The sequence below is a fragment of the Terrabacter ginsenosidimutans genome, assembly GCF_039539425.1.
In the GTDB taxonomy this organism is placed as follows: domain Bacteria; phylum Actinomycetota; class Actinomycetes; order Actinomycetales; family Dermatophilaceae; genus Terrabacter; species Terrabacter ginsenosidimutans.
The window spans coordinates 440667-452010 of the sequence record NZ_BAABDC010000004.1; the positions used below are offsets into that span (position 1 = coordinate 440667).

Sequence of the window (11344 nt, forward strand, 5' to 3'; positions counted from 1 at the left end):
CTAGGGCGCCGGTGACCGGGCGACGGTCACGGGTCCGTGGCCGGGAACCGTCTGGCATACGAGACACGAGAGCTGCCCGCCCTGACGACGGCACCGGCTCAACGGATACGTTGCGCCCATGACGACGGTGCAGACCCACGAAGACCTGATCGCCCGCGCCGCGGAGGCCGACGCCGCCTCACCGCTGCGGGGCACGCGAGACCTCTTCACCCTGCCCGACGACGTCATCTACCTCGACGGCAACTCGTTGGGCGCGCTGCCGACGGCCGTCCCCGCCGTCGTCGACGACGTCATGCACCGCCAGTGGGGCGAGCGGCTGATCCGGTCGTGGAACGAGGCCGACTGGTGGGGCGCGCAGACCCGGGTCGGCGACCGCGTCGGGCGTCTCGTCGGCGCCGCGCCGGGCCAGGTCGTGGTCACGGACTCGACGTCGGTGAACCTCTTCAAGGCGGTCATCGGCGCCGGTCGGCTGCGTCCCGGCCGCACCGTCGTGCTCACCGACCCGGACTCGTTCCCGACCGACCTCTACATGACGGAGTCCGCGGCCGCCCTGGCCGGCCTCGAGGTGCGCCGGGTGCACCCGCGCGACGCCGTGACCGCCATCGCCGAGGCGGGAGAGGCCCTCGCCCTCGCCTCGTACTCGAGCGTCGACTACCGCACGGGCGAGCTGTGGGACCTTCGGGCGATCACGGAAGCCGCCCACGCCGTCGGGGCGCTCGCCTGCTGGGACCTCTGCCACTCCGCCGGCGTCATCGAGGTGGACCTCGACGCGGGCGGCGCCGACCTCGCCGTCGGCTGCGGCTACAAGTACCTCAACGGTGGCCCGGGCGCTCCCGCGTTCCTCTATGTCGCGACCCGCCACCAGGACGACTTCGACCAGCCGCTGACGGGTTGGCAGGGCCACGCCCACCCCTTCGAGATGCGCCCCGACTACGAGGCCGCACCCGGGATCACCCGCGCCCGGGTCGGCACCCCGCCCCTGCTGTCGGTGCTCGCCCTGGAGGCCGCGCTCACGGCATACGACGGTCTCTCCCCCGCCGACGTGCGGGCGGCATCGCTCTCGGTGACGGGCACGTTCATCGACGCCCTCGACGCCCTCGGGGTCGACCTGCCGCTCGCGACGCCGCGCGAGCCCGAGCGACGCGGGTCGCAGGTCTCGCTCCGGCACCCGCAGGCCTTCGCCGTCGTGCAGGCGCTCATCGCCCGCGGCGTCATCGGCGACTTCCGCGAGCCCGACATCATCCGGCTCGGTTTCGCACCGCTCTACGTGACGCACGTCGACGCGGTGCGCGCTGCGGTGCACGTCCAGGAGGTCCTCGACGGGCGCGAGTTCGAGCGGCCCGAGTTCGCCGAGCGCGGCGCCGTCACCTGACGAGTGCCGCTGCGGGACGATCCGTCATTCGATCCGTCGACGGGGATGCGTCAGGACGTCGACGTTGTCGCTCCACTGCTCCACCGAGCCGACGCCCCGTGGGAGCAACCGCACGGCCGGGTCGAGGATGCTCTCGGCGACCACGCTGACGGCGGCGTCACGGACACCGAGGAACGGCCGGTCCCAGAACGGCTCGACGGGGTCCGGGGCCGTCGGGAGCCCGGTGTCGGCCTGAACCCGGCACAGCGTCCGGAGGGCCAGGACGAGCCCCGCCTCCCGGCGGTGCCAGTCGCTCGCGGTCAGGGCTGCCTCCAACGGTGCCGCTGCTGCCGCGGCCCGTGGCAGCCGGGTGAAGCTCGTGCCGAGCCACTTGGAGTACGGCGCCCAGCGACGCTCGAGCAGGTGCCCGAGGTGCATCACCACCCCGGCGAGCCGCGCCGCCACGACCCGTGAGCCGAGCTCGTCGCCGCGCTCCCCCGTGCGGCCGACGAACGGCAGCTCCTGGGCGAGCCGGGCCCAGTCCACCGCGACGACGTGCCGCCAGACGTCGTCGGGATACCACTCGAGCCGACGACGTATGCCGTCCAGCTCGCCCGCGCCGTCGGCGAACACGTCGCCGGCGGTGACCTCCAGGACGGCCTGCCCCGTGATCGACAGCCAGTCCCCGACGGTGAGGTCGGTGGTCGGGTCGACCCCGAGGCGCGAGGTGGCGAGCTCGCGCGCCGTCTCGACCTGCACGCGGTGACGCACGGCCGGGTCCCAGGTCGTGGCGAACCGCACGGGATGGCCGGCGAAGGAGTCGGGCAGGTGCTCGGCGAGGTGCGTGTCGACGTCGTCGACGAGCCCGCGCGGGACGAGGAGGTTGAGCCGCAGGCCCCAGTCGTGGTCGCGGGACCGTGCGTCGTCGAGACCGAGGACGTCCGACCCGCTGCCCAGCCGCGCCGCGGCATACGGCAGCCCGGGCCAGCGCGCCTCCACGAGCGGACCCACGACGTGCTCGAAGTACGACCGTGACAGCTCGGCTCCGGAAGGGCTCACGACCCGATGCTGCCAGCCGCGACCCACGACGACGTGTGCCGCCGCGCCCGTGGGGCACGACGGCACACGTCAGCGGCTTGCTGGGTGGCCTGAGGTCACCAACCGCGCTCGGCGAGCCGGTGCGGCTGCGGGATCTCGTCGACGTTGATGCCGACCATGGCCTCGCCGAGGCCGCGGGAGACCTTGGCGACGACGTCGGGGTCGTCGTGGAAGGTCGTCGCCTTGACGATGGCCTCGGCGCGCTGGGCCGGGTTGCCCGACTTGAAGATGCCGGAGCCGACGAAGACGCCCTCGGCGCCGAGCTGCATCATCATCGCGGCGTCGGCCGGGGTCGCGATGCCACCGGCCGTGAAGAGCACGACGGGGAGCTTGCCGGCCTCGGCGACCTCCTTGACGAGCTCGTAGGGGGCCTGGAGCTCCTTGGCCGCGACGTACAGCTCGTCGGGGCTCATCGACCGGAGGCGGTTGATCTCGGCGCGCAGGGTGCGCATGTGCGTCGTCGCGTTGGAGACGTCACCGGTGCCGGCCTCACCCTTGGAGCGGATCATCGCCGCGCCCTCGGTGATCCGCCGCAGCGCCTCGCCGAGGTTGGTCGCGCCACACACGAAGGGCACCGTGAACTGCCACTTGTCGATGTGGTTGGCGTAGTCGGCCGGGGTGAGAACCTCCGACTCGTCGATGTAGTCGACGCCGAGGCTCTGCAGCACCTGGGCCTCGACGAAGTGGCCGATCCGGGCCTTGGCCATGACGGGAACCGAGACGGCCTCGATGATGCTGTCGATCATGTCGGGGTCGCTCATGCGCGAGACCCCGCCTTGGGCACGGATGTCGGCGGGGACCCGCTCGAGGGCCATGACGGCGACGGCGCCCGCGTCCTCGGCGATCTTGGCCTGCTCGGCGGTGACGACGTCCATGATGACGCCGCCCTTGAGCATCTCGGCCATGCCGCGCTTGACGCGCGTCGTGCCGGTGGAGCTCGCGTGCTGGTCAGCCGCGGGCGTGGTGCCCGTGGTCGGGGTGGTGCTCACGATGTCCTGCTTTCCCGTGATCTGGGTGTTGGGGTTGCCTCAAAGCGTAGGCCCACGCGACGTCGGCCCACGACTCGGTCCTCAGACGGCGGCGAGGTGCTCGGGTGACTCGTCGTTGAACTCGACGGTGTGCGGCATGGGCGTGTGGCCGGCGAGGTGGAACATCCGGATCGTCCACTTGCGCCGCACCCGTCGCACGTCGGTGACGGCGTCGTTGTGGAAGCGTCGCGCGAGCTGGACCCGCATGCAGGCCGACGCGAGGCGGGCCAGCACGTCCTCCCCCAGCTCGGTCGACCGCAGCGAGCTGACCGCCTCGGGCGTCAACGCGAGGTCGAGGGCCTCGGTGAGGTCGTTCTCGGCCAGCTCCCGCGCCTCGCCGTGCTCCGACGGGGCCTCGAGCGACTCGGCGGCCGCATTGGCGAGGATCAGCGACGTGGCGCCGTCGAGCAGCCCGCTGTTGGCGAGCTCGACGGAGGCCTCCGCACGCCGGACGAGCCGGGCGTCGAGCGCCGCGAGCGTGCCGCTGAGGCGCACGTGGAGCCGGTCGACACGGGCCGCCGTGTAGGAGAGGTACCAGGCGATGACGACGAGGACGAAGAGGATCGCGAAGACCCAGGAGAGGACCTCGCTCATCGGGTGCCCCCGCGCAGGAAGCGGTTCCAGCGTCCCTGCGGCTGCCAGTCCGCGGCCGCCCGCCCCTCGATGACCGTCTCGTAGACGGCGAGGATCTCGTCGGCCACGACCGACCAGTCGAACAGCCGGGCCCGGCGCTGGCCGGCCGCTGCGAGCTCGGCCCGGCGCTCGGGCCGTCGGAGCAGGTCGACGAGGGTGCGCGCGAGGTCGTCGGGGTGCTCGTTGGCGAACATGGCACCCGCCGTGCCGCCGTCGAGCACGCGGGAGAACGCCGAGAGGTCGCTGGCGAGCACGCACGCGCCCGCACTCATGGCCTCGATGAGGATGATGCCGAAGCTCTCGCCACCGGTGTTGGGGGCGACGTAGACATCGACCGATGCGAGGAGCGAGGCCTTGTCGTCGTCGGAGACCGACCCGAGGAACTCGCAGGCGGCCCGGACCTCCGGGGGCCAGCCCTCGGTGACCTCGTCGGGGTCGCCGGGCCCGGCGACGAGGACGCGCAGCCCCGGGATCGAGCGCAGGACCTCGGGCAGCGCGGCGGCCAGCACCGGCAGCCCCTTGCGCGGCTCGCCCATGCGGCCGAGGAAGGCGATCGTGGGCGAGGCCGGCGTCCCGATCCAGGCCGACCGCCGTGGGGCGCTCGCGAACCGGTCGACGTAGACCCCGTTGGGGATGACGACGGCGTCACCGCCGACGTGGGTCGTCACGGTGCGCCGGGCGTCCTCGCTCACGGCGATGCGGCCCGAGATCTTCTCCAGGCTCGGCCGGATGATGGGGTATGCCGTCTGCATCGTGCGCGACCGGATCATCGAGGTGTGGAAGGTGGCCACGATCGGCCCTTCGGCCGCCATCAGCGCCAGCACGCTGATGCTGGGCGTCACCGGCTCGTGCAGGTGCAGCACGTCGAAGTGTCCGGCGTCGAGCCACTTGCCGACCTTCGAGGCCGTCACCGGCCCGAAGTTGAGTCGCGCGACCGAGCCGTTGTAGCGCACGGCGGTCGCCCGGCCGGCGGAGGTGACGTAGTCGGGGAGCTCGGTCTCGCTGTCGGCGGGTGCGAGCACCGACACCTGATGGCCCTGGGCGATGAGGTGCTCGGCGAGGTCCCGGACGTGGAACTGCACCCCTCCCGGCACGTCGAACGAGTACGGGCAGACGATCCCGATCCTCACGGGGTCTCACCCGGGATGGGCGCACCCGACGGCACCGACGCGCCTGAGGGTGTCGAGGGTGTCGAGGGTGTCGAGGGTGTCGAGGCTGCCGAGGCCGCCGAGCCTGCGGGCGGGACGGGCGCAGCGAGGTCCTCGACGAAGACGCGCTGGAGCATGTGCCAGCTCGAGGTGTGCTCCCGGATCGTGACGGCCAGGTGGTCGGCGCACTGCTGGATGAGGTCCGCGGCGCGGACGGCCGTGGTGCCCTCGATCCGTGGCACGAGGCGGTCGCTGAACTCGATGACCGTCCGATGGCCGCCGAGCCCGGCGCCGGCGGGCGCAGGCTCGTACCAGATGCGAGCGGCATAGAGCGGTGCGCCGGTCATGAGCGACAGCACCGCGGGCCCTTTCGCCATCCGGGCGCGGTGGCCGAGGAGATCGACCTCGACACCCCCGTTGGTGAGGTCGCGGTCGGCGGCCAGGGCGATGAGCCGCCCACCCTCACGGGCTGCGGCGAGCAGGCCGTGGAAGGGGTCGTCGCCACCCGTCAGCGGGATGATGTCCATGTCGATGCTGTGCCTGAAGGCCACGAACTCCTGGAACACCTCCTCGGGCTTAAGACGCTCGGCGACGGTCGTGACGGGCATGAGACTGCCGGCGGACCAGGCGGCCGCGAGGTCGAAGTTGCCGAGGTGGCCGACGAAGACGACGCCGGCCTCGCGGCGTGCGCACAGCTCGCGGATGTCGGCGTCGCCGCGCACCACGACGGCGCCGTCGATCTGGGCGCGCGTGAGGGACGGGAGCCGGAACGCCTCGCAGTAGTAGCGCATGTAGGAGCGCATCCCCTGGCGGACGAGTGCGTCGAGGTCGGTCTCGGACAGCTCCGGCCGGACGCGGCGGTAGTTCGAGCGCAGCCGCTCGATGCCCTTCCCGCCGCGCCGGACGAGCACGTCTGCGACCCGGTTGAAGAGGGCGTATGCCGCCCGTTCCGGGAGGGCGCGTACGACCGACCACCCGAGCTTGAAACCGAGCACGCTGACGGTGTCGGTGGCCCTGCGCGGCAGGCCGGTCACGCGCCCACCTCACCGGAGGCGAGGGCCTGCCGGCGCACCGTGAGCATCCGCTGCAGCACCGTGACGAAGCTCGCGACGGCGAGCAGACCGAGCACGACACCGAGCAGGACGGTCGAGTTGAACAGGTCGGCGAAGAAGGCCGCGACGAGCACGGCGACGAGGCGGTCGGCACGTTCGGCGATGCCGACGTCGGCGGTGTAGCCGAGGCCCTCGGCGCGGGCCTTGGCGTAGGAGACGACGCTGCCGAGGATGAGGCACGCGAGGGCGAGGCCTGCCATGAGCTGGTTGTCTCCCCGGCCGGCGTAGTAGATGACCAGCCCGCCGAAGATCGCGGAGTCGCCCATCCGGTCGAGCGTCGAGTCGAGGTAGGCGCCCCACTTGCTGGACCGGCCGGACTCGCGGGCCATGATGCCGTCGACCGTGTCGGAGAAGACGAAGGCCGTGATGACGAGCACCCCCACCCAGATCTCGCCGCGGGGGAAGAACGCCAGCGCTCCGACGCACACCCCGAGGGTGCCGACGATCGTGACGACGTCGGGGCTGATGCCGAGCCGGAGGAACAGGTGGGCGATCGGACCGAGGATCTTGGTCATCGACGCGCGCAGGAGTCTGTTGAGCATGGTGGGGACAGCGTACTGACCGAGAGGACGTGCGCGGCTGCGGCGCTCGGCTCAGCCGGCGGGCCAGGCCTCCACGAGCCGGGTGCGGGTGTCCTCGAGCAGCACGGGCAGCGCCTTGGTCTGCGCGACGATCGGGAGGAAGTTCGAGTCCCCGCTCCACCGCGGCACGACGTGCTGGTGCAGGTGGGCGGCGACACCGGCACCGGCGACGGCCCCCTGGTTCATGCCGAGGTTGAACCCGTGCGGACCCGACGCCGCCTGCAGGACGCGGATCACCTGCTTGGTCAGCGACGTGAACTCCGCCGTCTCCTCATCGGTGAGGTCGATGTAGAGGGAGACGTGCCGGTAGGGGCACACGAGCACGTGCCCGGGGTTGTAGGGGAAGAGGTTCATCACGACGTAGCAGTGCTCGCCCCGATGGACGATGAGGCCCTCCTCGTCGGACTTGCCGGGTGCCGTGCAGAAAGGGCAGCCGTGGCCCGCTTCGTCGGTGGGCTTGTCGCCGAGGATGTAGGCCATCCGGTGCGGCGTCCAGAGCCTCTCGAAGCCGTCTTCGACGTGGGCGAAGTCCGCCGCCGACTCGGTGCCACTGCCCTGCGTCGTCATGCTGACAGATCCTAGGGCGGGCGCTTGCCGACGCCGGGCCGGCCCCCGGCACGACTCGACCCCCAGCGTGTCGATTTCGCCTGGGGCGCGACGTTGGGTTCAATGGTTCACGGGCCCTGCGGTGTGTGAGACCGCAGGGCCTTCGCCGTCCCCGCTCCGGGACGTGACGTGGAACGACCCTGCGGGTGTGAGAGCCGCAGGGCCGGTCGTCCCGGGGACCCGACGGACGTCGTCGCGCACAGGTGCGGGAGGAAGGTGAAGGCCCGGGAAGTATGAGTTCCCGGGCCTTCCTCTTCGTCATCGCCGAAGCGATTCGGAACCCGTTCCGCCGAAGCGGTTCGGTCCCTCATTTGTATCCCCGTGCATCCCGGCGCGCAAGCAGTTCCCCGATTTCCCCGGGACTTTTTTCCTCGCGCGACCGTGCCGGTCCGGCGGGCCGGTCATGACCCGCCGGGACCGGCCGGCGACGGTCAGCCGAGCGACACGGCATACACCTCGAAACGGTCGTCGCCGGGAAGGGTGATGGACTGGAGCTGCTTGCCCGGGTCGGCGGCAACGGTCGTGCCGAACAGCTGGACAGGGGGTCCGTCGACACCGGAGCCACCCTTGATGCGGTGGTCCATCGCGATGGCGACCTGGTTGCCGTTGTGTCCGCTGCCGGCCGCCCAGTCGGTGAGCGCGATCGGCACGGACTGGACGCTGCCGTCGGTGTAGGTCAGGCGCAGGGCCGTCGACACGTCGCCGTTGTGCGTCGAGCCGATGACGTGGATCGAGCTGCGGCTCGCCGCCGGCACGAGGATCGTCTGCCCACGCCCCTCGACGAAGTTCGGCGTCGTGCCCGAGGTCACCGGGGCGGCATACGTGACGCCGTTCCAGTCCCACGTGCCGGCCGCCGGCAGCAGGGCCGCGTCGTAGCTCCAGCCGCTGTTGTCGAAGTTGCCGTCGCTCGGCGCCTCGACCGTCGCAGTCCCGTCGTGGTTGCGCGCCGGGGCGAGGTCGACGGCGCAGCCGGCAGCACCGGGGACGCAGTCGAGCGCCTCCTGCAGCTGCACGGTGACGACCTTGGTGACCGGGTCGACGCCCGGTGCCGACGCCGTGACGCGGACCTCGTGCGAGCCGGCACCCAGCCCGGCCGGCAGGGTGAGCGTCACCGGCACCGACGCGCTGGCCGGCACGCCGTCGCTGTGCAGCACGGCTGCTCCGTCACCGCTTCCGCCGACCGCGGCCGACCAGCCCTGTGGGGCCGAGACGTCGAGCTGCACGGGGAGGCTCTTGGGCGCCTGACCGACGAGGTCGACCGAGAAGCGGGCCTGACGCGCCCCGGTGGGCACGACGACGGGGTTGGGGCGCGCGGTCATCGACAGTGACAGACGCGGGTCGCGGCCGGCCTGCACAGCCGACGGCGGCACGTCGGCGGGCGTCGTGCCCCAGCGGCTCGGCGACGTGCCGACCGTGTGGGCGAGGGTGCCACCGCTGCGCAGCGCGTCCCAGCCGACCCAGCTCTTCGTGCTCTTGCTGCCGTTGACGTCGAGGCTCTGCACGTAGCGTCGGTCGTCCGAGACGCCGGGCGCCGTGATCGTCAGTCGGCCACCCTGGCCGGTCCGCACCGAGGCCGGCGACGCGACGTCGATGTCGACACGCTCGAACTGCGGCGAGCTGACGACGAAGAAGTTCGCGCCGCTCATCGTCGGGTAGAGGCCCCATGACGAGAAGACGTACCAGGCCGACATCGTGCCGAGGTCGTCGTTGCCCGTCATGCCGTCCGCGCCGTCGGTGAAGAGCGTGAAGGCCGCACGGGCGACGGTCGCGATCTTGGCGGGCTGCTGCACCCACGCGTAGACGTAGGGCGCGAGCAGGTCGGGCTCGTTGTTCGGGTTGTAGGTCGGCTTGCTGTAGTAGGCGTAGGTCGCCTCGATCCAGTCGGTCCGGGCGGTGCCGGCCGGGTCCTTCAGCAGCTTGTCGTAGGCGAAGAAGTTGTCGAGGCGCTTCTCGGTGGCACCACGGCCACCCATCAGGTCGACGAGGCCGGCGGGGTCCTGCGGGGCGAGCCACTGGTACTGGTAGGAGCCACCCTCGTGGAAGGCGTGCGCCGCCTCGACCGGGTCGTACGGGTCGAGCCACGTGCCGTCACTCATGCGCGGGCGGAACGTCTGCGTGCCGGCGTCCCAAAGGTTCCTGTACCAGCCGCTGCGCTCGGTGAGCACCGAGGCGTCGGCGGTGTGGCCGAGTCCCTTGGCCATGATCGCGAGCGAGGCGTCGGCAGCGGCGTACTCCATCGTGGCCGACGCGGGGTGCGCACAGTCGTTGTCTCCGCCGTGGGAGACGCAGTCGGTGCCAACGCGCAGGCCGAAGGGGATGTAGCCGAGCTTCTCGTAGTAGTGCTGGCCGGACCGCCCGTTGTACTGGCTGTCGGCGGGTGGCTGCTCGGTGGCGTTCTGCTTGAGCAGGGAGTACGCCTCCGCCTCGTGCCCGGCCAGGAAGCCCTTGCTCCAGCCCTCGACGAGGAACGGCGTCACGGGGTCGCCGGTCATGATGTTGGTTTCGCTGTTGACGAGCGCCCACCGCGGGAGCCAGCCGCCCTCTCGCCCGATGGCGAGCACCGAGAGGTAGGAGTCACGCGCGACGTCGGGGGCGAGCACCTCGAGCAGCTGGTTCTGCGGCCGGTAGGTGTCCCACAGCGAGAAGTTCTGGCGCGGGGTGTAGCCCTCGGCGACGTGGTTCTTCCCGTCCCAGCCGTGGTAGCGCCCGTCGACGTCGGAGGCGAGGTTCGGGTGCATGAGGGAGTGGTAGAGCGCCGTGTAGTAGGCGGTCCGTCGCTCGTCGGAGCCGCCGGTGACGCGGGCGTGCCCGAGCTGCTCCTCCCACCGCTGGGTGAGTGCCGCTCTGGTTGCGTCGAAGTCGAAGCCGTCGCCGGTCTCCGTGGAGAGGTTGGCGCGGGCGCCGTCCGCGCCGGTGTAGCTCAGCCCGACCTTCATCGTCACCGACGTCGTCCCGGTCGGGAAGGTCACGGCCGCGCCGTTGCCGCCGTCCTTGGTGGAGGCGTCACGGGCGCCGGCCGTCAGCGTGGAGCCGCTCCACGTGCCGAAGGTGCTGAAGGGGCGGTCGAACTCGGCGCGGAACCACACCGTGTGCTGGTCCTTGCCCGCGCAGAAGTTGCCGTCGTGGATGCGGCCCTCGACCACACGGTCGCCGACGACGTGCACCTCCGAGTCGAAGACGCGCATGTTGGCCTTGCCCGTGTTGAGCAGGACGTTGGCAGCCTTGTCCGCCGGGAAGGTGAACCGCTGCCACCCGGTGCGGTCCGTCGCCGTCAGCTCGGCCTGGACGCCGTAGGTCGGCAGCCCCACGCGGTAGTAGCCGGGGCCCGCCTCCTCGTCGGAGTGGGAGTAGCTCGACGCGTAACGCGAGGAGTCGACGCTCGTGATGGCGCCGCTCGTCGGCATGACGGGCAGCTCCCCGACGACGGGACACCCCACGCCGGACAGGTGCGTCTGGCTGAAGCCGTAGATGGACTTCTGCGAGTAGTCGTAGCCGCCCTCTCCCCCGGTGTCGGGGCTGACCTGGACCATCCCGAACGGCGCGCTGGCACCCGGGAAGGTGTTCCCGTTGTCCTGGGTGCCGATGAACGGGTTGACGGACTGGACGAGCCGTTCGGCGGCCGCGGCCGTCGGGGGCGCCCCGGACGGCAGGACCGGGCCGAGAGCGGTGGCGGCGAGGACGACGGTGCCGAGCGAGCGGAGCACGGTGCGCATGGACGTTCCTTTGGCGAGCGACGACGACGGTGTCCTGCCCGAGACTCGTGATGTCCGGTCCGACGGTCAACCGG

At 71.7% G+C, this 11344-nt stretch carries 9 protein-coding genes; 1 reads left to right on the plus strand and 8 read right to left on the minus strand.

Annotated features, from left to right (window positions below; all coding sequences use genetic code 11):
- The first annotated feature begins 118 nt into the window (after positions 1–118).
- On the plus strand, positions 119–1372 hold the full coding sequence (gene kynU / locus ABD831_RS14825) for a kynureninase (RefSeq protein ID WP_344948032.1): 1254 nt from the start codon (positions 119–121) through the stop codon (positions 1370–1372).
- Positions 1373–1396: 24 nt separating this feature from the next.
- On the opposite strand, the gene ABD831_RS14830 is transcribed toward kynU, so the two are convergent.
- The 8 genes from ABD831_RS14830 to ABD831_RS14865 form a co-directional block, all read right to left on the minus strand.
- Positions 1397–2410 (minus strand): DUF4037 domain-containing protein, encoded by a 1014-nt coding sequence (locus tag ABD831_RS14830; RefSeq protein ID WP_344948034.1) that lies wholly within the window; start codon positions 2408–2410, stop codon positions 1397–1399.
- A gap of 95 nt (positions 2411–2505) precedes the next feature.
- Positions 2506–3438, minus strand: coding sequence for a pyridoxal 5'-phosphate synthase lyase subunit PdxS (gene pdxS, locus ABD831_RS14835; RefSeq protein ID WP_344948037.1), 933 nt, complete (start codon positions 3436–3438; stop codon positions 2506–2508).
- Positions 3439–3519: 81 nt separating this feature from the next.
- Entirely contained in the window at positions 3520–4071 is a 552-nt protein-coding gene (locus ABD831_RS14840; RefSeq protein ID WP_344948040.1) for a hypothetical protein, read from the minus strand.
- Entirely contained in the window at positions 4068–5240 is a 1173-nt protein-coding gene (locus tag ABD831_RS14845; protein WP_344948043.1) for a glycosyltransferase family 4 protein, read from the minus strand. The genes ABD831_RS14840 and ABD831_RS14845 overlap by 4 nt, the downstream gene beginning before the upstream one ends.
- Entirely contained in the window at positions 5237–6292 is a 1056-nt protein-coding gene (locus ABD831_RS14850; protein ID WP_344948046.1) for a phosphatidylinositol mannoside acyltransferase, read from the minus strand. Before ABD831_RS14850 ends, ABD831_RS14845 begins: the two co-directional genes overlap by 4 nt.
- Positions 6289–6912: a phosphatidylinositol phosphate synthase gene (pgsA, locus tag ABD831_RS14855; protein ID WP_142177865.1), complete on the minus strand. Its 624-nt coding sequence runs from the start codon at positions 6910–6912 to the stop codon at positions 6289–6291. The genes ABD831_RS14850 and pgsA overlap by 4 nt, the downstream gene beginning before the upstream one ends.
- Positions 6913–6963: 51 nt before the next feature.
- Positions 6964–7518, minus strand: a complete 555-nt coding sequence (locus tag ABD831_RS14860; RefSeq protein ID WP_344948049.1) for an HIT family protein — start codon at positions 7516–7518, stop codon at positions 6964–6966.
- A 470-nt stretch (positions 7519–7988) separates the two neighbouring features.
- On the minus strand, positions 7989–11270 hold the full coding sequence (locus ABD831_RS14865; RefSeq protein ID WP_344948052.1) for a GH92 family glycosyl hydrolase: 3282 nt from the start codon (positions 11268–11270) through the stop codon (positions 7989–7991).
- Positions 11271–11344 lie beyond the last annotated feature (74 nt).